This is a genomic window from uncultured Neptuniibacter sp. (assembly GCF_947498015.1).
GTDB lineage: Bacteria > Pseudomonadota > Gammaproteobacteria > Pseudomonadales > Balneatricaceae > Neptuniibacter.
The window spans coordinates 26,015-48,946 of the sequence record NZ_CANMIR010000015.1; the positions used below are offsets into that span (position 1 = coordinate 26,015).

Consider the following 22,932-nt stretch of genomic DNA (forward strand, 5'->3'; position numbering starts at 1 on the left):
TTATGTCCTCAGGGCTGAAAAGGCTCACTGGCGCTTCTGATCTATCTGCCAATCTGTCACATCATATTGCTCCGGCTCTGTTTGTCTGGTTGTGGAGTACCGGTTTTATTGGTGCTAAATATGGCTTGCCCTATGCGGAGCCATTCACCCTGCTCCTGATCCGTATGCTGATTACGCTACTGTGCCTCGGTGGATTAATCTGGTGGATGAAACCTCAGTGGCCAGGTCCAAAAGCTACGTTGCACACAGCAATCACAGGCATACTGGTCCATGGTTTCTACCTGGGAGGTGTGTTCTATGCGATTGTCGGTCAGATGCCAGCTGGCATCGTATCGCTCATCGTTGGACTGCAACCTTTAATAACCGCTTTAGCTGCGATCCTTCTACTTAATGAACGGGTCTCTATAAGGCAGTGGTTCGGACTCAGTCTGGGATTGATAGGTGTAGGCCTTGTCATGCTGGAGAAGATGACCGAAGCGGATCCTCTGACTGCGTTTCCCCTCTGGACCATCGGTTGGGCCTTGATTGCACTGTTCGGTATCTCTGTGGGAACGGTGTATCAAAAACGGTTTGGCAGTAGCGTATCTCTACTACCAAGTACGTTTATTCAATACTGTGCTGCTTCTCTATTTTTTGCTATTGGTGCCTTTGCAGTTGAAACCCGGGAAGTTATCTGGGATATGCAACTGATACTGGCGATGGGCTGGCTGGTACTCGGGTTATCGGTTGGCGCGATACTATTATTAATGCAGCTGATAAGAAAAGGGGCAGCCTCTCAGATAGCCAGTTTGTTCTATCTGGTCCCACCAGTCACCGCACTGGAAGCCTATATCCTCTTTGATGAACGCTTAGGCCTATTGGCTCTCTTTGGCGGTGCACTCGCTGTAACAGGTGTTGCGTTGGTCGTCATTAAAAAGCAACCCGTTTGATCAGCAGCTGAATTATTCGCCGGTTTCGATCACCGGTGAATTGATCAGGTCACTGATATCTGCAGCGGCCTGTCGTAACTGGGGTTCAAATGCCATTAAGTCCTCAAGACTTTTACGTACAACCGGTACATGGGTGTAGAGGCTGGCAACAAAATGACCTTCAGAGTTTTTAATCGGGACAGAGCACCCGACCATACCATCCATGTACTCCTCATTATCGATACCCATCTCATTAGACCGAATATCAAGCAGTGACGCTTCAAGGGAATCAGGGTCAGTGATCGTCGCACGGGAAAACTTATCCAGTGGCAGATTACTGATCACCCGCTGACGCATATTCTTCGGTAGGAAACTCAGATACAACTTGCCGCTCGAAGTACACCAAAGGGGGACCCTGCTACCTGTTTTCAGATTGAATTGCAGTGGCCAGCTGGATTCAACACGGTCGTAATACACCATCTCCGTACGGTCAGGAATGGCTATCCCACAGGCCTCATCCAGCTCACGTCCCAGACGTTGCAGAATTGCCTGGCGCTGAATCTGGTAACGACTACTATGAATCACTCCCAATGCCGTTCGATACATCCGCTCAGCCGGTACGATTTTTCCCCGCATATTCGTCTGTACATAGCCATCATCTTCAAGTTGTTGAATAAGCCTATGTAAGCTGGCCTTAGGAATGTTCAGATGGTAGGTAAGGTCTGCAGGAGACATCGGTTGCTCAGCAGTCGATACAGCTTCAATAATTTCCATAACACGGGTCACTGAAGGGCCCCGGCCTGAACGCTGTGAGGTCATACTTTTCTCTTTTCGGAACGTGGAGTCTTATTATGAAACAAAGCGACAGGTATCACAATGCAGACACCACCTTGCAAGCTGAATCAGAATAAAATTACCGACGCTGCCCGAGCTTGATAAGTCCCTTCCCGACTTATCAAGCTCAGCGTAAACATGAGCTACATCATCAGATTGGCCATCAGCATCACTGCAGCATAGCCGCAGGTATAGGCAGCGAGTAACCAGTGGATAAAGCGCATATAGGTGATAAAAGAGAGTGATTCCAGTTTACTTAACGCAATCACCCCCGCAGCAGAGCCGATAATCAGGATCGACCCTCCGACACCCACAGCATAGGTCAACCCCAACCACTGCGCCGTATCCATCTCAACACCAGATTTAAGAATTGCAGCCGTTAATGGCACGTTATCGACTAATGCCGACAAAATACCAACAAAGTAGTTAGCCATATAGATCGGCATCAGGCTGTACAACTGCGGTAGAAGATCCAGCACATGAAGCTCTCTGAGCATCCCCACCAGCAGGAGTACTCCGAGGAAAAACAGCAGTGTATCGAACTCGATCTCACGTACATATTCCAGGATATCGGGAGACTTCTCGCTTTTGTGGATCACCCGGTGGGTCAGAAACATAACCGATAAACCAAACAGGAATGTCAGGACCGGCGGTACCGAGAACGCCACACTCATAAACAGCGTGCCGATAATGGTCGTCAGGAAGAGTCCCGCGATCAGTTTGTCACCTGCTGCAATCGGCCGCTTAAACTTCGGCAGACTAACCTGCTCGTTGCATCCCCACATCAGGCTCACAGCTAATACCATCACACCAATGACAGCGGGAGGGATCAGCATAAACAGATTGGTAATCGTTACCTTATCTGCCAGGAAGATCATTAGGGTTGTAACATCACCGGTGATCAGGGAGACGCCGCCAGAGTTCACCGCAAACACAATCAGAGTAGCGAACTTTAGCGTGGTCTTTTTATCCAGATTAAGCGATGACAGGAGTGATAGCATGATCAATGAGGCCGTGATGTTGTCTGCTAAAGAGGAGAACAACAGCGCCAGCAACGCCATTAGAATCATCAGCCTGCTAATACGGATCTCGCCGGGCAGTAACCGGTACACCAACTGCGTAATCAAGCCCTGTTGGTTAAGATAAGCAACAAACGTCATCGCAGCCATCAGGAAAAGCCAGAGGGTTGCGATATCCAGTAGCTGTTCATTCAACCCCGCTTTGAGTTCACTCAACCCTCCATGGGGGAAAACGAAGGCAAGAATCCAAACCAGTGTGCCGATAAACAGCGTTGATTTGGCTTTGTTAAGGTGGATTAGGTCCTCAATTATGATGAGGATAAAGGCCAACGCAATCAGCCCCAAGAGTAGGAATTCCATGTTTATCTCTCTTATTTTTGTGCAGGCGCACATTCTCCTCTGAACCTAGCGAAAAAGAAATAGACTGTTAGCGTCGGCACCAAAGGTGTAACCGGGGTATTCAGATATGCTGTCAGCAATAATCCCCATAAAGAAAACCAGTTAAAACCAAGGGTCTTTGTACATATATCGTTCAATTCCTATGTGCAAACTACCACTTTTGGGAATAACCGAATTTTTATTCATATAAGTTTGATTTAGCCAGCTATAATTCCTGTGCAAACTTTTTCACGTTCAGCGCCTTTACGTTATTATTGTTTTTGTTGTTTGGTGAATGGAAAAACGCTTGGATACGCCTAGAAATACTCCAAAAAAGCAATCTACGTTTTGGCCAGAAAAGTCACAGGCTAACCGGATCCGCTTGGCCATTTTCGGCACCAGTTTTGTTGCGTTACTGGTGACCGCCGCGCTCTATATTTTTATTGAGATTGATACCTACAAGCGCAACCAGCTTGAGCACCTTGAAGTGATCGCTGGTATTGTCGCAACCAATGCCTCTGCAGCCATCGACTTTGAGGACTCTGAAACGGCGCGGCTCATTATCCAATCGTTGGATGTAGAACCCGGGATACAGGAAGTATCACTGCTGCGAAGGGATGGTTCCCACCTCGCTGACTTCAACCATGTTCATACGGATGATGAGCACGACCATGAACATAAGTGGCATGAACAATATATCGATTCGCAAGAGCTTCAATATATGGAGCTGCATGACACAATGGAGATACTCTACCCCATTGTGGAAGGCGGAGAGTTAATCGGACACCTCTATCTCAGTACAGATATGTCTCCGCTGAATCAGAAGATCCAAGCCTATCTGCAAAGGCTACTGCTGATCGTCGTTGCGGTGATGGCCGCGATTGTCTTTATTGCTACCCGTCTGCAGAAACATATCTCCAAGCCGGTCAACACGCTGATACAGACAATGCGTCAGGTATCGGACCAGCAGGATTACAGCCTGAGGCTGAACCATTCTGGCGACAATGAAGCAGTTCAGTTAGCCCACGAGTTCAACGAAATGCTCGAGCAGGTTGAACAGCGTGATCAGCAGCTACTGGAACATCAGAATAAGCTGGAAGCGACCGTAGAGGAGCGGACCAAAGATCTCTATCAGGCGATCGATGAAGCGCTCGCCAGTAAAGAAGCCGCAGAAGAGGCTAGCCGGGCCAAAAGTGATTTCCTTGCGACGATGAGTCATGAGATCCGCACACCGATGAATGGCGTGATGGGAATGGCAGAACTGCTGCTGGAGACAAACCTGGATAACCAACAGCAACGCTACGCCGATACCGTACTCTCCTCTGCCAACTCGTTGATGGCAATCATTAACGAGATCCTCGACTTCTCCAAGATGGAAGCGGGGAAACTCACGCTCGATACCCAGCCCTTCTCCTGGCTTGATCTGATAGAAGAAACCATCGAGATGCTCTATCCCAAAGCCAGCCACAAAAATTTAGACCTGCTTCTGGAGTTAAAAGATGAGCTGCCTACCGTCATTATTGGGGATGCTAATAGACTCAGGCAGGTGCTGGTCAATCTAATCGGTAATGCGATTAAATTTACTGAAGAGGGTGAAATCCGCGTTATTCTCTCACTCAGTTCATCTGAGCGTTTAAAAATTGAGGTACAGGATACCGGTATTGGTATCGCCACCGCCTTCCAACACACTATTTTTGATGCGTTCCAACAGGTGGATGGCTCTACCACCCGACGCTATCAGGGCACCGGACTTGGTTTATCAATCTGTAAGCAGATCACCGACCTGATGAAGGGCCAGATCGGTGTTGAAAGTACCCTACATTCAGGCTCGACCTTCTGGATAGAGATCCCGTTGGAGACCCCAAAAGAGCAGGACAGTAACAGCCAACTACCGCTGTTCGGAAAAAATATTCTCATCATTGGCCATGGTTCTGAAACAAACAGTATTCAACTTAAACTCCAAGCAGAGGGAGTGATCTGTCAAATAGCAGAGAACGGCTATCAAGCGCTTGAAAAACTGGATCTGTTTGGCCAAAGCCACACGGTTTATGACCTTATTCTGCTCTCCAATCAATTAAATGATATGGATAGCGATGAACTACTCAATGTGCTGCATCAGGGTAATCTTCAGGAGATCCCACCCATTGTCTTAATCACCTCTGCTGAATCTAAATTGGATAGAGACCTGAACAACAGAGCTCTCATTAACAATATTCTCAACCACCCCATCACCGGTGAAGAGCTAAAACAGGTACTGCTGGGGGCACTGAACATTCACCCCGGGCGATCATCCCTTCCTGAAGCGCAAACAGTTGAGAGCGAGCCTGCATCCAACATCACCATTCTTCTGGCCGAAGATAATCCGGTGAACCAGGAGGTTGCCAACAACATGCTCCAGGGACTGGGTTACCGGGTAATCAAAGCTGAGGATGGCAAGCAGGTTATCAATATCCTCCAGCAGGAATCCATCGATCTGGTGCTGATGGACTGCCATATGCCTGACATCGATGGATTTGAAGCAACCCGCTGCATACGCTCTATGGAGAGCAATGATGAACGCATCCCGATTGTTGCCCTGACAGCTGATGCCCAAACAGAAACACGACACCGCTGTCTTCAGGTTGGTATGGATGACTATCTGAGCAAGCCGTTCAACCGAATGCAGCTTATCTCAATCCTGGAACGCTGGCTGCCCATAACAGGGTTTAAACCACTCAAGGAACAAACACCATCCGCTTTTGAGCAAGAAGAAGTTACCCTGATAGATACGGATGTCCTGGAGGAGATTAAAAGCTTGCAGACAGAGGGCCAACCCTCTCTATTACATAAAATTCTATCACTCTTTATCAACTCCGCTGATGAGGTTCGAAACGACCTCCAGCAAGCTCTCTCAGATAAAGATTGCGAAGCTGTCAGCCAGATCGCTCACAGCCTTAAATCCAGTAGTGCCAATGTTGGGGCAATACCCCTGTCAGAACTCTGTTATCAACTAGAGATGGCAGGCAAAAACCGAAATATCGATGAAGTTGAGCGCCTGAATAAGCAGTTTCACCCGCTCCTTAAACAGACCACCGATATCTTAGAAGAACTCATGACTAAGGAAATCGCTTGATGAACAGCCAAGCTTTAGCACCCCATAAAATGAGACATCGCCGTACGATCTTCCTTACATCGCTCCTGTGCCTGGGAACCAGTTTATCCTCGATAGCCTTAGCCCAGGATGATGAGCTACTGGATTTAAGCCTCGAAGCGCTGATGGATACACCTGTGGTATCACTTTCAAAGCGCTCCCAGTCGATCGCCACGGCCCCCTCTGCTGTTTACGTCATCACTCAAGAGGAGCTCAGAAACTCCGGAGCGACCAATATCCCTGATGCACTCAGAATGGTGCCGGGATTAACGGTAGCACGGATTGATGCAAACAAATGGGCGGTTTCTTCACGCGGATTTAATGGCCGTTTCGCGAACAAACTCCTCGTCATGATCGATGGCCGTACCGTATACAATCCGGCGTTTTCCGGGGTGTACTGGGAAAATAATGATGTAGTTTTAGAAGATATTGAACGGATAGAAGTGATTCGTGGCCCTGGAGCGACCATCTGGGGTGCCAATGCGGTGAATGGGGTGATCAATATCATCACCTACCATACAGCAGATACACAAGGGGGGGTCGCTGTTGCCAGGGTGGGTAATAATGAATCAGGATTTAGCGGACGCTATGGCGCAAAATTAGCCGAAGGCACCTACGGACGTTTCTACGCAAAAGCCCATGAAAATGATGAGTTTAAGACGCTCTCAGGTCAGGATAGCGGTGATGATTGGGATACTCAGCGACTAGGCTTCAGAATTGATTCACAGCGCAGCAAGAAAAGTGCGCTGATGCTTCAGGGGGAGATCCATCAGGGCGAATTTAATCAAACTCTGCGCACTCCCAGCTTTATCCCACCCTCATATACTCTTGAAGTGGATGATACTGCTGAAGCCAAAAGCGGCCACCTGTTAGCCCGTTGGGACTACACCCAATCACCAGACTCCTACTGGAGCCTACAGGGGTACTACGATTACTTTGATCGTGATGAACTGTTCTATGAGGAGAACAGAAAGACGTTCGATCTTGATTTAACCCACAACCTGCGTTTGAACAATAACCATCAACTGGTGTGGGGCTTGGGTTACCGTTTTCTCAGCGATGAAATCGGTAATCGAGAGATCATCCAAACCGATGTTAGCGAACGGGATCTACATCTATACAGTGCGTTTATTCAGGATCAGATCACGCTGCAGCCCGAGCGTTTGTTCCTAACCCTGGGGACCAAGATTGAGCATAACGAATACACGGACTTTGAAATTCAGCCAAGCGCCCGACTGTCGTGGAATATTGATGAGAGCAACTACGCCTGGGCAGCGGTTTCCAGAGCGATCAGAACGCCCTCAAGAGCCGAACGGGACTACGATGTTTTTGCTTCTGTTAACCCTCCCAATGCCCTTAATCCATCACCTTTTATTTTGGAGCTGATTGCTGCGGGTAGCACCACCATGGATAGTGAAGAGATGACCGCCTACGAATTAGGCTATCGCTCTGTCCTCAGCCAGAATATGACGTTGGATGCCGCGCTATTTTATAACGATTACAGTAACCTCAGGTTCTTTGACTTTTCTTCTGCACCTAGCGTCTCTTTCGATCCCTATTTCCACCTCATTCAGGAAGCGATGTTCAGTAATGGCGTTAATGGCTCGACCCACGGCATAGAGCTCTCGACAAACTGGCAGGTGAATCCGGACCTTCGCTTTGAACTCGCCTACAGCTATCAGAAAACAGATATCGATTGGCTCAGTGTCACCGATATAACGCAAAATACCGACGCACCTGAACATCAACTCTCTCTGCGAAGCCATCAGGTACTCAGTAGTGACCTGACGCTTGATCTGTGGCTCCGTTACGTCGACAGTATCGATCTCTTTGCCACCGGCTACTCAACGGAGATCATCAAGATCGATGATTACCTTAATCTGGATGCCCGCATCGCATGGAAGCCCCGAAGCGGTGTCGAACTCTCGCTCGTAGGCCAGAATCTTTTTGACTCACAACAGCTTGAATATATTCAGGAAACCCTGATTAACCCAACAGAAGTAGAGCGCTCTGTTTACCTTCAGTTGAGAATGGATTTCTAACGATGCGATATAGCAGGGCGTCATTACGGCAGATCTGTACACAGCACTGTAAAGTGCTGTTAGCTGTTTGCGCCTTGCTGTTAACTACCCTGTCCGCACCTATTCATGCCCAAAACACGTTAAATGAAGATAAAGCGAAAGCGGTCCTCACCTTTAACTTCATTCGCTATATTACCTGGCCCTCAGAAACATCTGATGCACAAACTAAAAATTTAAACCTCTGTATTTTGGGTGAACAAGGCTTACACAACGCGTTTAAAGCCCTTGATGGCCGACAGATTCGCACCCACCAGCTCAATGTAATCAACCTGAATATGAATGCGGGCTTTGAGAACTGTGGTCTGATCTTCTTCGGTATCCGTGATCGCCGAATCATCACTCAACTATTAGATGAGCTCTACGGAGAACCGGTTTTGAGCATCGGTGAACTCCCCGATTTCACTGATCGTGGCGGGATGATCAATCTGTATAAAGAGGATGGAAAATTCCGCTTTGAGATCAACCTGAAAGCCTCTGAATCAGCCAACCTCAATATCAGCGCACGCCTTCTCCAGCTCGCGCGAGTGATTGAATAACGCCCTCCAATGCTCTAGAAAAGCATAAGTTATTCTTCCCTATATAACTTTTAGGAAAATTTACATAGGCAGATTGCGCCGAAACAACTAGACTGTAGAGGCTGCATACCAGCGAGTGCAGTGTGAACAGGGAAGTTCATTCTTCCACAAGTGAGGTTGTTATGAAGCTGGTAAAGGATCTTAACGAAAATGGAATTGTGTTTTACTGGATTGATGACTCCGGTGAACAGATAAGTCCTGACCTCTACTGCCTGATTGTTGCGGAAGAGTGGTGGAAAACCTACCTGTTTTCTCAATATGAGGGGGCAGAACGCCGCAAATCGATTATCGATCGACGTCATGATCTTGAAAAACGCAAGATGATGGAACGAAACCATAAATTCTCCCGACAAAATCCTCAAGGCCGGCGTAAAACTGATCAACCGATCAAAGTAGATATTGATCTGGTTAAGGAGAAACTGGAAGAGTTTCTTTAACTACTTACCTACCTCCTCTATCAATCTAAGTAACTGATCAGGGTCGAGTGGTTTTTCCATTGTAGCCGTAGCCCCTAAGGTGTGAGCCAAAGAAAGATACTCCTCCTGTCCCACACGCCCGCCACCTGAAATAGCGATAACGGGTAAGCCAGGATGCAGCTTTCCTATATTCCGAAGAAGCTCGATTCCTTCCATATTTGGCATAATAATGTCTGTAATCAGTACATCTACTGCATTAGATGCCAAATACTTTAATGCATTAATGCCATCTTCCGCTTCTGTTACCTCAAATCCACTACGACGAAGATACTTGCAGAGGGCATAGCGAACAGCTTCATCATCATCTACAAATAAAATTTTCTTCACGTTCACTCATCTCCTCTAAAGCCGGATCCCCATCTATTGAGGTGTTCAATATCGGCAAGAATATATCGAAACAGGTCTTCTCACCCTGTTCACTTTTCACACGGATCTGTCCCCCTGCTTGCTTCACAATTGAATAGCTTACTGACAAACCTAATCCTGAGCCTTGACCCACCTCCTTGGTCGTGAAGAAAGGATCAAATAGATTCTCTATGATATCCGTTGAAATACCATGACCTGTATCGGTGATACTCAGATTGACATAGTTTCCAGGCTCTAAATGGACGCTATTGTCAAAGTCCTGATCGGGGGTAATCGTTATCTGACTCAAATTGACAGAGATATCCCCGCTTTCCCCCTCCAGAGCATCCACAGAGTTGCCAATAAGATTCAGTAGCAATGTTTCAATATCAGCCTCTTTACAGGGGACCAAAACCTCATCCGGCTCTATTTCTATTGTTAACCGGGCGGTAGAAGGCATTGCCGCTTTGGCAAGCAGCAATGAGCGATGAATACATCCCACAATCTCCGTAGAGTCGTCTACGTCACGTTGCCGGTTTCGAGAAAATGCCAATACGTTTTTTAATACCTCAGAAGCACTCGATGCAGAATTTTCAATCCGCTTCAGATCTGCATAGGTCTCATGATCCTCTTTATGATCGAGCTTGAGCATTTTGCTGAGTGCAATGATCGGTGTGAGAAAGTTATTTACAGAATGAGCAATGCCACCCAGCATCGTGCCCAGCGCTTCCAGCTTTTGATGGGATGCCAGAAGCGATTCAATTCGCTTACGCTCCTCTACTTCTTGTAGGTGCGCAGCAGCCAATTCCTCTGCTGATGCTCGCGCTTGAGCTTCTTTTCGCAAAAGTTGCAGCACAACTGTGGAGTAGAGCAACATTAAACCAATTAATACAACACCCAAAAACAGTATGTTATTTCCCAAGTTGTTGATAGATAGGTTAATCTGAGCAAACTGAATATCCGCTTGTTTCTGAACTTTAACCAAAACCTCGGCCAGATAGTTTAAAGCCACCTGCTCTTGTTCTTCGAACTCTTCCTTACTTTCTGCGATCTCAAGATTCTCAGCCCCAGCCTGCATCAGGTTAATCAAGTTTGTTGAAGTTCTCTGCAACTGATCATAGTGCAGATGAATCTGCTCCAACTCCTGCGCATTGACTAGCGCCCCCTCGTCAAAACGCGTAAGAATACCCTTCAGTTCTGTGTATGCTTTTAGGAAGGCCCGATGCCCTCTATTGATCTCATTTTCTTCAATTGATTCCGCTGTGCGTCTAGTCACATCTTCTGCACCTTCTGCATAAGTTAATCCGACTAATAAATGCTCCGATGTGGAAGATACAATACGAATGATACCGAAACGCATCTGCTCAAGAAGGCGTAGCTGCGGTACTAGTGAGTTATGTACAATCTGATTACTTCGTTTCGTGCTATCAGCTTCCTTATATTCATATACCACATAAAATCCGCCCAGTAGCACAATGAATAAAAGAGCCGAAAACAGTGAAATTTTGAGACGAATATTCATTTTGTTCCCTAAAATCAGATATCAAAACGGCGAGGTAGGTCGTTGTATTCAATCAAGAATAGTCCAGTTTCAGTAAGTTTGATAATCTAGCACACCCTCAAAGGTGTACGGCTATGGCGAGCACGATCGAGGCGATACTGTTTCGGCGACAAACCTAGATTTTTCTGAAACAAGCGGCGCAATGAACTTTGACTGCCGTATCCCACCCGCTCAGCGATTTTTTCCAGGCTTAAGTTGGTTGTTTCCAGCAGTAGTTTTGTCTGCTCCATTCTAAGGCTTTGCAAGTACTCGGACAGATTGACACCATTGGCCTGCTTAAACCGGCGAGAGAGTGTCCGAACGCTGACAGCGTGCTGCTTCGCCAAAGTATTCAGATCAAGACGCTGAGAGATATCGCGCTGTAGTTGGCTTTCGACAGCCAGTACCAGGCTATCCTGATGATCAGACTGATTCTGCATAAACAGATAGGGTGATGCGTAGCTTTGAGAGGCATCGATTAGCATGGTCCGAGCAGCCGCCTGTGCAATCTGGCGCCCCACCTGCTCCTCAGCTATCTGTAACATCACCCCAAGGTTAGCTGTCATAGATCCAGTGGTATAAAACTGCTTATTCTTCACCAGTAGGGTCTGAGGACAAAACTCCACTTGCGGATAACGTTTGCTAAACATGGAACCGAGCCACCAGGCAGTGGTTGCTGTTTGATCATTTAACAAACCCGCTTCAGCCAGCATAAAAACGCCACTGCAATTTGCAGCAATGGTCACCCCCTGCTGAGCTTGCGCCTCCAGCCATTGACGCTCTGCTTTTAACCGGGAGAGTGAATCCAACAGGTTACGCCCATCAGTATGGTGGATACCCGGAAGGATAATCAGGTCAGCCTTAGCTACCTCTGAGCAACTGAAATCTGCATGCAGCTTCATCCCGTTTGAACAGTGAACGCTCTCCCCGGAGAGTGAAACCAGATGGCACTCATAGAGCGGCGCGGTATCGCACCGCTGCTGTTTCCAGAGAGTATTGATCACATTAAAAACGTCGAACGGGGATGTCAGCCCCGATGCCTGGCAACCATCGAAGCCTAAGCCGATAACTTGGTACATATTGTCACTTTTTGCGCGATAAATGGCATAGATCTGTCTGATTATGCGTGTTTAAGCTTGTTAGACTAGCTCAGACAATCCAGAAAAAGAAGCGTGGAGGAAATATGAATAAGCCTGACATCAGCCGTTACCCTGTACCTGAACTTTCAACACTTCCAGAAGATATTCGGGATCGAATTCTGGCAGTTCAGGAGAAAGCCGGGTTTATTCCCAATGTGTTTCTTACGTTGGCTTATCGCCCGGCAGAGTTTCGGTCATTTTTTGCCTACCATGATGCCATCATGGAACGCGAGGGTTGCACACTAACCCCGGCGGAGAAGGAGATGATCATCGTGGCAACCAGCGCCGCAAACGGCTGTCAGTACTGCGTAATCGCCCATGGTGCGCTTTTGCGTGTATTCGCTAAAGAACCACTACTGGCAGACCAGATCGCCGTTAACTATCTTCACGCGCCCTTAAGTGATAAACAGAAAGCGATGCTGGCCTTTGCGTTAAAGCTCTCCCGCACACCTGAACAGATCAATGAAAACGACTACACGGAGCTTAAGCAACAAGGCTTTGATGATGAAGATATACTGGATATCTCAGGCATCACTGCCTTCTTCGGCCTATCTAACCGCATGGCGATCGTTACCAGCATGCAGGCCAATGAGGAGTTTTATACGATGGCCCGAACGCCCCGATAACAATCGGAGAGATCTCGTAACGTTAGCTCTTACAGCTAAAGAAAAAGCCCGCATCTGCGGGCTTTAGCTTAAGAAATCTCTCTCTGCTCAGATACGCAGACCACCGTCCATCTCTACGATGCGGCCGGTGAAAAAGTCATTCTCCACGATATACTGAAGAGTATGTGCCATCTCTTCGACCTCACCCAAGCGGCGAAGTGGTACAGCGGAGACCATACGATCGATCGCTTCAGGTTTCATCTGTGCAGTCATCTCTGTTGCGATCACGCCCGGTGCGATACCGCCTACACGGATCTTATGACGCGCCAGTTCACCTGCCCAGCTAGTCACCATCGTCGCTACCGCTGACTTTGTCGCGGAGTAGTTTGTCTGGCCCATATTTCCCGCACGGGATACGGAGGAGATATTGACAATAACACCGCCTTTACCCTGCACTGCCATCGCTGCAGCTGCTTCACGACCACACAGGAAAGTACCGGTCATATTAACATCGACAACCGACTGGAACTGCTCCAGGCTCATTTTCGCCTGTAGTTCGCCATCTTTCACTTTGATCAGCATGCCATCGCGCATCAGGCCAGCATTGTTAATCAGGCCATTAATCTCACCAAAATCAGCCTTAATCTGTGCAAAGGTATTTTCAACTGCAGATTCATCAGTGATATTGCAGACATAACCACGCGCTTCAACGCCATGTTCAGCACAAGCAGCGCAGGCTTCATCCAGGCTCTCCTGGCTAAGGTCGATCAGGGCTACCTTGCCACCCTTCTCCGCCAGGTTTTCAGCCATCGCACGGCCCAATCCTCTGCCACCGCCTGTAATCACAAATACACTGTCTTTAATCTGCATCTCTTATTCTCCTGAGCCGACTACCGTGTCTCCCTTAATCTGGGAATATAGCAGCCGGTTAAATTTTGTACGTCTGACCTAGCCTCTTTTATAGCTTTTTTTAGCCTTAATTGCGAGAAAAAATTAGGGAAAACCCTTATTGATTTATTCAGACACTCAGCCAGAAAACGCTTAACAACCCTCTACCTCACTCCCAAAAAAAGACCGGCACCTGTGAAGTCACAGGGCCGGCTAAGAGTGCAAAATGAATTAGAGGTTTATCATCTCAACAGAGATGATGCAGAGGTCTAACCCGTAAGCTAAACCTCCGTTCAGAACATTTAGATCGCTCCGCGCGATTCGATTATCTGCTCAATCTCACCCAGAATGGCTGGATCATCGATAGTCGAAGGCATTTTATACTCCTCCTGAGCGGCGATTTTACGCAGAATCGCGCGCAGGATCTTGCCGGAGCGGGTTTTCGGTAAACGCTGAACAACCAGCGCTGTACGGAAACATGCAAGTGCTCCCACCTGCTCACGCACCATCTTCACAACTTCGCTCTGCAACTGATCATCTTCAATCTCAGAACCCGCTTTCAGCACGATCAAACCCACAGGTAACTGTCCTTTGAGTTCATCATTTACACCGATCACTGCACATTCAGCGACTTCAGGGTGGGCAGAAACCACCTCTTCCATCTCACCTGTGGATAAACGGTGTCCGGATACGTTGATGACATCATCAGTACGGCCTGTGATGTAGATATAACCATCATCATCTTTATAGCCACCATCACCGGTATGGTAGTAGCCCGGGAATGCTTCCAGATAGGAGCTGACGTAACGATCATTGTTGTTCCAGATACTCCAGGCAACCCCTGGAGGCATCGGTAGTTTCACGCAGATATTACCCGCATCACCGTCCGCAACTTCAGCGCCCTCACCATCCAAGACACGGATATCGTAACCTGGTATCGGTTTGTTAGTGGATCCAAGACGCGCTTCTGAAGGACTGTCCCAGCCCATCATTGGAGCCGTCATTGGCCAGCCGGTTTCGGTCTGCCACCAGTGATCGATCACCGGCACTTTCAGCAGATCTGAGAGCCAGTGGTAGGTTGATGAGTCCAGCTTTTCACCGGCCACGAAGACCCAGTTCAGGCTGTCCAGATTGTAATCATTGGATAGAGTACCCTCTGGATCCTCTTTGCGGATCGCACGAAACGCCGTTGGTGCACAGAACATGGAGTTCACCCCATATTCCTCAATGACACGCCAGAAAGTACCCGCATCCGGGTTTTTAATCGGCTTACCTTCAAAGAATATCGCGCTACAACCACCCATCAGCGGCCCGTAAACGATAAAGGAGTGCCCCACAACCCATCCGATATCGGACGCGCCCCACCAGACATCTCCCGCTTCCATGCCATACACATTGTTCAGTGCATAGCTCAAGGCTACCGCGTGGCCACCATTGTCACGGACGATCCCTTTCGGCTGTCCGGTTGTGCCTGAGGTGTAGAGGATATACAGCGGATCAGCACCTTTAACAGGCGTACAGGGTGCAGGCGCTACACCTTCCTGTACCTGATTCCAGTCCAGATCACCGGCATTGTTCATCTCGGCTTGGACCATTGGGCGCTGGAATACAATAGTGTGTTCAGGCTTGTGGCTAGCCAATTCAATCGCCTGATCAACCAACGGTTTGTAGGCAATTTTCTTATCAAATTCGATACCGCACGAAGCGGTCAGGATCATTTTGGGGTTGGCATCGTCGATACGGATCGCCATCTCTGCGGGAGCAAAACCACCAAATACAACCGAATGGATCGCGCCTAGACGTGCGCAGGCGAGCATCGCGACAGCGGCCTCAGGGATCATCGGCATGTAAATGAGAACAGTATCGCCCTTCTCAACACCCTGTGCTTTCAGTGCACCGGCAAAGCGAGCCACACGATCAAGCAACTGATTGTAAGAGATCGCCTCTTTAGTGCCTGCAGCCGGCGAATCATAGTAAAGCGCAACCTGTTCACCACGGCCATTTTCTACATGGTAATCCAGTGCCAGATAGCAGCTATTCAGTTCGCCATCCGGGTACCAGCTGTAGGTTCCAAACTCAGTTTTCGTAACTGTTGTTTCAGGTTTTTTAAACCAGGCGATTCGGTCAGCCTGGTCTGCCCAGTAAGCTTCGGTATTATCGAGGGCAGATTGATATTCTTCGTTGTATCCCATCGGTTCAACCTCATTATTTTTTTTATCAGGTTGGGAGTATCCGCCGTCAATCAGGACCGACGGATATGTTCATGAGTTCAGGATTACTGGTCCTGATACAGGCGTAGCACGCTGGAGAAATCCAGACCGCCATTACCATTGGCTTTATGCAGGTTGAATAACGCGCGTGCCTGTGAACCCATCGGAGTTGGTGAAGCACTCTGCTGGCTCAACTCCATCGCTAATCCCAGATCTTTAAACATCAAATCAACCTGGAAGCCACCCTGATAATCATTTGAGGAAGGAACCCCCTCCATAACACCGGGTACAGGGTTGTAAACCTGCAAGGCCCAGTTATTGCCGGAGCTCTGTTTCATAATTTCGGAGAGTACAGCAGGGTCCAGGCCGTTCTTAACACCCATATTCAGCGCTTCAGACGTTCCGGTCATCAGGATTGCCAACAGCATGTTATTACACGCTTTTGCGACCTGACCGGCACCGTTATCACCTGCATGGAAGATGTTTTTACCCATGCACTCCAGAATCGGTTTAGCTTTGGCAAACTGTTCATCAGAAGCCCCTACCATGAATGCCAGCGTACCGGCTACGGCACCGCCAACACCACCAGATACGGGCGCATCAATAAAGCTGATTCCGCGATCAGCACCGGTTGCCGAAACACGTTTGGCGGTATCGGCATCGATAGTAGAGGAATCGATAATCAGGGTACCATCCGCTACAACATCAAACAGCGGTGTATCACCCGTCGCCATTAAGCCCTCTACATGCTTGCCCGCAGGTAACATTGTTACCAAAAACTCGACATCTGAAGCGGCTTCAACTGCTGTTGCAGCGGACTGACCGCCTTCAGCAACCACTTTTGCAATTGCATCCTGTGACAGGTCAAATGCTTTAACTGAGTGACCTGCTTTCACCAGATTGATCGCCATTGGGCCACCCATGTTGCCCAGACCAATAAAACCGATTGTCGCCATTTCTCTAACCCTTTCTTATCGTTATTCGTTATAACCGGCACCTATGAGGTACCGGTTCTGCTCTACTACAGTTCTTACAGACCCTGCAGTGGGTTGGTTTCCCAGGGTGAAACAAAAAACTCATCAACTTTGGCCTGATCGACCTCTGCCAATGTTTTGAACGTCCAGTCCGGCTTGCCATCTTTGTCCACCAGCAGCGCTCTCACACCCTCCGGGAACTCACGATTCTTACAGCTCTGAACGGAGAGAATCATCTCTGCGCAGAAAACCTCTTTCAGTGACATATGCTTGGTCACCTCCAGCTGTTTCTGGATCAGGTTAACCGCCAGTGGACTGCCGTGGCTGATCGCTTTCTTAGAACGGTTGATCCACTTATCTTCACTCTCAACCGCCAACAGCGCGTCAACGATCTCTTCAACGCTGTCCTGATCAGTAATCTGCTGAATAAAGTCATAGTGCTCCTGAATCGGAGATTCAGACTTAAACTGCGGCTGGGATTCCTCTTCCAGATCTCGAAGCACTCGATTCACAACCGCATCAGCGGAACCACTCCAACTTTCCGCCTGCAGGCGCTCCATCATCGCTGCACGCATCTCAACTGCGATAAATCGATCAGCAAGCCCCAGGAATAAAGCATCTGCGGCGAACATCGGATTACCGGTCAGCCCCAGGAACAGCCCCGTGCGCCCCGGCATATGGTTGAGGAACCAGCTACCACCCACATCAGGGTATAGTCCGATCGTCACTTCCGGCATCGCCATATGAGAGGTCTCAGTCACAATACGGTGGCTACAGCCATTCATCAGGCCCATACCGCCGCCCATCACAATACCGCTACCCCAGCAGATAATCGGCTTAGGGTAGGTATGGATGGTGTAATCCAGTGTGTACTCACGGGTGAAGAACTCTTCAGGGAAAGATGCGGCGCCGTCACCTGTCATCGACTTGTATAGATTGACGACATCACCACCTGCACAGAATGCTTTTTCACCTGCACTGTCCAGTACAATTGCTACTACGCTATCATCTGTTTTGCACTCATCCAGCTTAGGCTGAATCAGATCGATCATATCCAGGGTCAGGGCGTTGAGGGAACGCTCAGCATTCAAGCTGATCTCAACGATTTTTTTCCCATCCTGGGTTGGAAATTCATTAAAAAGTACGCAACTCATCGTCAGATCCTTATTGGTTTTTCCACTCAGGTGCACGCTTATCAAGAAATGCGTTTACACCCTCTTTCTGATCTTCTGTGTGGAACAGATCAACGAACAGTTCACGCTCCAGAATGTAACCCGCATCCCAGTGATGAGTGCGATTGTTCTGGATCAGCTGTTTACAGGCAGCAACAGCCGTTGGGCTCTGCTGCTCAACAGCTTTAGCCAGCTCCATCGCTTTTTCAAAGGACTGACCCTGAGGTACCAGCTCTTCAACCAGACCGATCTCTTTCGCAAGCGGCGCTTTAATACGCTCACCGCAAAGGATCAGGCGCTTAGTCCAACCTTCGCCAACCAGCATCGTCAGGTTTTGCGTACCGCCCGCACATGGAAGCAGGCCAACTTTCGCTTCTGGTAGTGCCATCTGCGCCTGCTCTTCCGCGACACGGATATCACACGCCAGCGCAACTTCCAGACCACCACCCATCGCAAACCCATTGATCGCCGCGATAGATACTCCGCGGAAACGCGCCAGCGTTTCGAACGCTTCACCGAAGTAACGCGCCATATCACGCGCAACAGAACGGTCGCCATCAGCAAACAGGTTCAGATCAGCCCCTGCTGAGAAGAATTTTTCACTATTTGAACGGATAACAAGCGCGTAGATCTCTTTATCCTGGTTCAGCTCTTCAACTACCACCGCAAGACCTTTCAGGCTCTCTTCCGTCCAGGTATTTGCCGGCGGGTTATTCATCGTAATAACCGCTGTATGGCCCTGTTTTTCAACAATCAGTTTATCGGTCATTCTTATTCTCCAGTTCTTATCAACAGGATCACAGCAGGTCTGCTGCGTCTTCCATCAGCACGCGACGAGCAACGATGACGCGCATAATTTCGTTAGTACCTTCCAGAATTCTGTGAACGCGGTTATCTCGAATATAGCGCTCCATCGGGTACTCTTTGATATATCCATTACCACCAAAGATCTGCAGCGCTTCATCAGCTACATTAAAACCGACATCGGTTGCGAATCGTTTTGCCATCGCACAGTAAGCGGTTTTATCAGGGTGGTTAGCATCCAGCTTTGCCGCCGCCATACGCACCATCTGACGCGCCGCAACTAACTCAGTTGCCATGTCGGCCAGTTTGAACTGCAGCGCCTGGAAATTGGCCAGCTCTTTACCAAACTGTTTACGCTCATGCATATAATCACGGGCACGGTTCAGTGCGGCCTGAGCTGTACCGATAGAGCAGGTCGCGATATTGATTCGACCGCCATCCAGACCTTTCATTGCGATCTTGAAGCCATCACCTTCATTGCCTAACAGGGCAGATGCGGGAACGACAACATCTTCGAAGGTAATCATCCGTGTTGGCTGGCTATTCCAGCCCATCTTGTCCTCTTTACGGCCGTAAACGATCCCTTCAGCTTTGGCATCAACAGCAAACGCAGAGATCCCTTTTGGACCGTCTTCACCGGTACGCGCCATCACAACCAGCACATCAGTGCTACCCGCGCCCGAGATAAAGATTTTGCTACCGTTGAGAATATAGTTGTCGCCTTCGCGGCGAGCCGTGGTTTTCAGAGAGGCTGCATCTGAACCGGCATTTGGCTCAGTCAGGCAGTATGACGCAAGTTTGGTACCTGCCGTCAGTTCAGGGCACCACTGCTGACGGATATCTTCGTTGCCGAAGTCCGCGATCATCCAGGTGGCCATATTGTGAATCGTGATAAAAGCAGTCGTCGAAGTACATCCCATCGCCAGCTGTTCAAAGATAATGCTGGCATCCAGACGACTCAGTCCCAATCCACCAACATCCTCCGGTGAATAGAGACCACAAAAGCCCATCTCACCGGCACTTTGTAATACTTCAACCGGGAAGATCTGCTCTTCATCCCACTTTGCTGCGTGGGGTTCAAATTCATTTTGCGCAAAGGCACGGGCCATGTCAGCGAATGCAATCTGATCTTCATTCAGCTCGAAATCCATCGCTCTCTCCTTTAAGTGGAAAAGGGTCTCGCAAAGCGAGCCCCTTTCTCATTATTGTTTTGCAATAATCCGTGAATTACTTCAGCTGGATTGTTGTGTTAACGCCAGTATCGATGTCATCTTCGAACCAACGTGCAGTGACTGTCTTAGTCTCGGTGTAGAACTTAACCGCCTGCTTACCATAAGCGTGCTGATCACCGTAGAAAGACTTTCTCCAACCTGTGAAAGAGAACATTGGTAGAGGCACTGGTACAGGTACGTTGATACCGACCTGACCGACTTTGATCTCGTGCTGGTACTTACGTGCTGCCGCACCAGAAGAGGTGAACATAGAGGTACCGTTACCGTATGGGTTTTCGTTGATCAGCTCGATCGCTTCTTCCAGCGTGTCTACTTCCAGAGCGATCAGTACAGGACCAAAGATCTCTTCCTGGTAGATCGACATATCACGTGTTACACCACGGAACATCGTTGGGCCAACCCAGTTACCATCAGGGAAACCATCAACTACACACTCAGAACCGTCCAGAATACATTCAGCACCGGCGTCTTTACCTTCCTGAATGAAGTTCAGTACACGCTCACGTGCCTGCGGGTTGATCAGAGGACCAAAGCCCGCTTCTGGGTCATCCCATGCGCCTGGGCGTACTTTTGCCAGGGCATCGCGTACTTCAGGGATCCATTCACGCGCTTCACCTACGAATACAGCAACAGAGATTGCCATGCAGCGCTGACCTGCAGCACCGACAGAAGCACCTGCGATGCTGTTAACAACCTGGTTTTTAGACGCATCCGGCATGACAACCATGTGGTTCTTCGCGCCCGCGAACGCCTGAACACGTTTCATCTTGTCAGTACCGGTACGGTAGATATGCTCACCGACATTCACCGAACCGACGAAAGAGATCGCTGGAGTATCTTTGTGAACCAGTAGCTGGTCTACAACATCTTTAGCACCGTGAACTACCTGTAGCAGACCGTCTGGAGCGCCCGCTTCTTTGAACAGTTCGGCCAGCAGCATCGGTGTGAGTGGATCCTGCTCAGATGGCTTCAGTACGAATGTGTTACCGCACGCGATCGCCATTGGGAACATCCATAGTGGGATCATTGCCGGGAAGTTGAAGGGCGTGATACCTACACATACACCCAGAGGCTGAGTGATGCTGTAGCAGTCAATTTTACGCGCTACGTTTTCAACCGTTTCCCCCATAGACAGGGATGCGATATTACAAGCGTGCTCAACAACTTCGATACCACGCCATACATCACCTTTCGCATCTTCAAAAGTCTTACCAACTTCCTGAGAGATCAGACGTGCGATATCATCCTGACGCTCTTTCAGAATCGCCTGGTAACGCAGCATCAGACGAGCACGTTCACCGATTGGTGTATCTTTCCAATCTTCAAAAGCCGCTTTGGCAGCATCAATCGCCTGCTCTACTTCATCAGCTGTCGCACATGGAACCTGCGCAATCACTTCCTGAGTTGCAGGGTTAGTAACTGGAATCCAGTTATCGGATTTGCTCTGAACTAGTTCGCCGTTAATTAGAAGAGGTACTTGCTGTGTCATGCTCTGATACCTGTTTATTTGTTATTAGTTGTGTGCGGAACAGTGATGTTCCTGTCGTACTTCCTACTCGATAGATACTTTGTACCATGCACCCTACCATTGCAGGATTGATAATCTTGTCTTATTAATGGACTATATTGCGATTCTATAAGTAATTTCCCTTATACATAGGTCGCATCTATGAGCTCACCATCCAACTGGCCACTGCCCCCGGAGAGTATCCGCTTTGTAATTCCCCGCCGTGTAATCAGTGAGTTAGCTATGAATCCATTGAGCGAGGGCCTGTACCCGCTGGGGATGGGATACTATCGTCAGGCTAGCGGTCATCAGATGGAACGAAAGGAGCATGATGACAATCTGTTGATTTATTGCCTTGAGGGTGAGGGTGAGGGGATCATCAATGGGCAAAAATCACGGATCCGTTCTGGTGATATATTGCTGATTCCAAAAGGGGTTCCGCATACCTATCAAGCACGTAAACGTAAACCCTGGACGATCTATTGGGTCCACTTCCATGGTAATCATGCAGAGGCGTTTGTTCAGCATCTACAGCAACGCGAAAGCAATCACCGCCATTACATCATGCCGATCGGCATCCATTCTCGCCTAGCCAGCGATTTTGAAGCCCTGCTAGAAGCGCGTGAATCCACCTATAACATCAATGCTTATATCTGTGCGGCGAATCAATTACGGCAGATCCTCAGTCATATCGCCCTGTTACAGCCTCTCGCCCGGCAGAAACAGTCTCGGGGCGGTTTGGATATTGAGCGCGTCCACAGTCTGATGCAGACCCATATCCATGAACAGTTGGATCTGGATACACTGGCCGGGTCGATCAGCCTCTCAAAATACCATTTTGTAAAAAAATATAAGGAGGTAACCGGCACGACTCCGATCAATCATTTTATCCAGCTTAAGATTGAGCGCGCCTGCCACCTCCTCGATACCACCAACAATGGGATCAACGAGGTTGCGTTTGCCGTTGGGTATGAAGATGCCTATTACTTCTCCAGGATCTTTAAAAAACTGATGGGGGTTTCACCCAGCCAGTACCGGAAGATGCGAACAGGCGCTTATCCATACAAGAGCACCTAACTCACATCTCCGATAACCTGCTGAGCTGTCTGCCTGAA

19 protein-coding genes are annotated in these 22,932 nt (G+C 48.7%); 7 read left to right on the forward strand and 12 right to left on the reverse strand.

Annotated features, from left to right (window positions below):
• Positions 1-2 precede the first annotated feature (2 nt).
• Positions 3-929, forward strand: coding sequence for a DMT family transporter (locus Q0882_RS15205; RefSeq protein WP_299183391.1), 927 nt, complete (start codon positions 3-5; stop codon positions 927-929).
• A gap of 12 nt (positions 930-941) precedes the next feature.
• Here Q0882_RS15205 and Q0882_RS15210 read toward each other — a convergent pair whose 3' ends face one another.
• The gene (locus Q0882_RS15210; protein ID WP_299183393.1) at positions 942-1,727 is read right to left on the reverse strand and encodes an IclR family transcriptional regulator; all 786 of its coding nucleotides are present in this window, start codon (positions 1,725-1,727) and stop codon (positions 942-944) included.
• Positions 1,728-1,885: 158 nt separating this feature from the next.
• Entirely contained in the window at positions 1,886-3,121 is a 1,236-nt protein-coding gene (nhaD, locus tag Q0882_RS15215) for a sodium:proton antiporter NhaD (protein ID WP_299183394.1), read from the reverse strand.
• 313 nt (positions 3,122-3,434) lie between these two features.
• On the opposite strand from nhaD, the gene Q0882_RS15220 reads away from it, so the two are divergent.
• The 4 genes from Q0882_RS15220 (at position 3,435) to Q0882_RS15235 (ending at position 9,362) form a co-directional block, all read left to right on the forward strand.
• On the forward strand, positions 3,435-6,251 hold the full coding sequence (locus tag Q0882_RS15220) for a response regulator (RefSeq protein WP_299183396.1): 2,817 nt from the start codon (positions 3,435-3,437) through the stop codon (positions 6,249-6,251).
• Positions 6,251-8,311 (forward strand): TonB-dependent receptor, encoded by a 2,061-nt coding sequence (locus Q0882_RS15225; RefSeq protein WP_299183398.1) that lies wholly within the window; start codon positions 6,251-6,253, stop codon positions 8,309-8,311. The genes Q0882_RS15220 and Q0882_RS15225 overlap by 1 nt, the downstream gene beginning before the upstream one ends.
• 2 nt (positions 8,312-8,313) lie before the next feature.
• Positions 8,314-8,886 (forward strand): YfiR family protein, encoded by a 573-nt coding sequence (locus Q0882_RS15230; protein WP_299183400.1) that lies wholly within the window; start codon positions 8,314-8,316, stop codon positions 8,884-8,886.
• 161 nt (positions 8,887-9,047) lie between these two features.
• Positions 9,048-9,362 (forward strand): hypothetical protein, encoded by a 315-nt coding sequence (locus Q0882_RS15235; RefSeq protein ID WP_299183401.1) that lies wholly within the window; start codon positions 9,048-9,050, stop codon positions 9,360-9,362.
• Here Q0882_RS15235 and Q0882_RS15240 read toward each other — a convergent pair whose 3' ends face one another.
• The 3 genes from Q0882_RS15240 to Q0882_RS15250 all read right to left on the reverse strand — a co-directional run bounded on the left by Q0882_RS15240 (position 9,363) and on the right by Q0882_RS15250 (position 12,365).
• On the reverse strand, positions 9,363-9,728 hold the full coding sequence (locus Q0882_RS15240) for a response regulator (protein ID WP_299183403.1): 366 nt from the start codon (positions 9,726-9,728) through the stop codon (positions 9,363-9,365).
• Positions 9,703-11,268, reverse strand: coding sequence for an ATP-binding protein (locus Q0882_RS15245; protein ID WP_299183405.1), 1,566 nt, complete (start codon positions 11,266-11,268; stop codon positions 9,703-9,705). The genes Q0882_RS15240 and Q0882_RS15245 overlap by 26 nt, the downstream gene beginning before the upstream one ends.
• A gap of 86 nt (positions 11,269-11,354) precedes the next feature.
• Entirely contained in the window at positions 11,355-12,365 is a 1,011-nt protein-coding gene (locus tag Q0882_RS15250; protein WP_299183407.1) for a GlxA family transcriptional regulator, read from the reverse strand.
• A gap of 104 nt (positions 12,366-12,469) precedes the next feature.
• Here Q0882_RS15250 and Q0882_RS15255 point away from each other — a divergent pair, with 104 nt between their 5' ends.
• Positions 12,470-13,051 carry a peroxidase-related enzyme gene (locus Q0882_RS15255; protein ID WP_299183408.1) on the forward strand — a complete coding sequence of 194 codons (582 nt, stop codon included), beginning with the start codon at positions 12,470-12,472 and terminating at the stop codon, positions 13,049-13,051.
• Between the two features lie 87 nt (positions 13,052-13,138).
• Here Q0882_RS15255 and Q0882_RS15260 read toward each other — a convergent pair whose 3' ends face one another.
• From Q0882_RS15260 to Q0882_RS15290, 7 genes are all read right to left on the reverse strand, one after another.
• Positions 13,139-13,900 carry an SDR family oxidoreductase gene (locus Q0882_RS15260; RefSeq protein WP_299183410.1) on the reverse strand — a complete coding sequence of 254 codons (762 nt, stop codon included), beginning with the start codon at positions 13,898-13,900 and terminating at the stop codon, positions 13,139-13,141.
• A gap of 320 nt (positions 13,901-14,220) precedes the next feature.
• Complete coding sequence (locus tag Q0882_RS15265; RefSeq protein WP_299183412.1) at positions 14,221-16,110, reverse strand: AMP-binding protein; 1,890 nt, start codon at positions 16,108-16,110, stop codon at positions 14,221-14,223.
• Between the two features lie 83 nt (positions 16,111-16,193).
• Positions 16,194-17,084: a 3-hydroxyisobutyrate dehydrogenase gene (gene mmsB, locus Q0882_RS15270; protein WP_299183414.1), complete on the reverse strand. Its 891-nt coding sequence runs from the start codon at positions 17,082-17,084 to the stop codon at positions 16,194-16,196.
• Between the two features lie 74 nt (positions 17,085-17,158).
• A complete protein-coding gene (locus Q0882_RS15275) occupies positions 17,159-18,256 on the reverse strand; it encodes an enoyl-CoA hydratase/isomerase family protein (protein WP_299183416.1) in 1,098 nt (365 codons plus the stop codon).
• A gap of 10 nt (positions 18,257-18,266) precedes the next feature.
• Positions 18,267-19,043: an enoyl-CoA hydratase gene (locus tag Q0882_RS15280; protein ID WP_299183418.1), complete on the reverse strand. Its 777-nt coding sequence runs from the start codon at positions 19,041-19,043 to the stop codon at positions 18,267-18,269.
• A gap of 28 nt (positions 19,044-19,071) precedes the next feature.
• Positions 19,072-20,229, reverse strand: coding sequence for an acyl-CoA dehydrogenase family protein (locus Q0882_RS15285; protein ID WP_299183420.1), 1,158 nt, complete (start codon positions 20,227-20,229; stop codon positions 19,072-19,074).
• Positions 20,230-20,305: 76 nt separating this feature from the next.
• Entirely contained in the window at positions 20,306-21,799 is a 1,494-nt protein-coding gene (locus Q0882_RS15290) for a CoA-acylating methylmalonate-semialdehyde dehydrogenase (protein WP_299183422.1), read from the reverse strand.
• A 180-nt stretch (positions 21,800-21,979) separates the two neighbouring features.
• On the opposite strand from Q0882_RS15290, the gene Q0882_RS15295 reads away from it, so the two are divergent.
• Entirely contained in the window at positions 21,980-22,894 is a 915-nt protein-coding gene (locus tag Q0882_RS15295) for an AraC family transcriptional regulator (RefSeq protein WP_299183424.1), read from the forward strand.
• Positions 22,895-22,932 lie beyond the last annotated feature (38 nt).

Bases quoted from the DNA above. Each gene is read 5' to 3' on its own strand.
- Q0882_RS15205 (WP_299183391.1), top strand. From the start codon at position 3: ATGTCCTCAGGGCTGAAAAGGCTCACTGGCGCTTCTGATCTATCTGCC.
- Q0882_RS15210 (WP_299183393.1), bottom strand. From the start codon at position 1,727: ATGACCTCACAGCGTTCAGGCCGGGGCCCTTCAGTGACCCGTGTTATG.
- nhaD (WP_299183394.1), bottom strand. From the start codon at position 3,121: ATGGAATTCCTACTCTTGGGGCTGATTGCGTTGGCCTTTATCCTCATC.
- Q0882_RS15220 (WP_299183396.1), top strand. From the start codon at position 3,435: ATGGAAAAACGCTTGGATACGCCTAGAAATACTCCAAAAAAGCAATCT.
- Q0882_RS15225 (WP_299183398.1), top strand. From the start codon at position 6,251: ATGAACAGCCAAGCTTTAGCACCCCATAAAATGAGACATCGCCGTACG.
- Q0882_RS15230 (WP_299183400.1), top strand. From the start codon at position 8,314: ATGCGATATAGCAGGGCGTCATTACGGCAGATCTGTACACAGCACTGT.
- Q0882_RS15235 (WP_299183401.1), top strand. From the start codon at position 9,048: ATGAAGCTGGTAAAGGATCTTAACGAAAATGGAATTGTGTTTTACTGG.
- Q0882_RS15245 (WP_299183405.1), bottom strand. From the start codon at position 11,268: ATGAATATTCGTCTCAAAATTTCACTGTTTTCGGCTCTTTTATTCATT.
- Q0882_RS15250 (WP_299183407.1), bottom strand. From the start codon at position 12,365: ATGTACCAAGTTATCGGCTTAGGCTTCGATGGTTGCCAGGCATCGGGG.
- Q0882_RS15255 (WP_299183408.1), top strand. From the start codon at position 12,470: ATGAATAAGCCTGACATCAGCCGTTACCCTGTACCTGAACTTTCAACA.
- Q0882_RS15260 (WP_299183410.1), bottom strand. From the start codon at position 13,900: ATGCAGATTAAAGACAGTGTATTTGTGATTACAGGCGGTGGCAGAGGA.
- Q0882_RS15265 (WP_299183412.1), bottom strand. From the start codon at position 16,110: ATGGGATACAACGAAGAATATCAATCTGCCCTCGATAATACCGAAGCT.
- mmsB (WP_299183414.1), bottom strand. From the start codon at position 17,084: ATGGCGACAATCGGTTTTATTGGTCTGGGCAACATGGGTGGCCCAATG.
- Q0882_RS15275 (WP_299183416.1), bottom strand. From the start codon at position 18,256: ATGAGTTGCGTACTTTTTAATGAATTTCCAACCCAGGATGGGAAAAAA.
- Q0882_RS15280 (WP_299183418.1), bottom strand. From the start codon at position 19,043: ATGACCGATAAACTGATTGTTGAAAAACAGGGCCATACAGCGGTTATT.
- Q0882_RS15285 (WP_299183420.1), bottom strand. From the start codon at position 20,229: ATGGATTTCGAGCTGAATGAAGATCAGATTGCATTCGCTGACATGGCC.
- Q0882_RS15290 (WP_299183422.1), bottom strand. From the start codon at position 21,799: ATGACACAGCAAGTACCTCTTCTAATTAACGGCGAACTAGTTCAGAGC.
- Q0882_RS15295 (WP_299183424.1), top strand. From the start codon at position 21,980: ATGAGCTCACCATCCAACTGGCCACTGCCCCCGGAGAGTATCCGCTTT.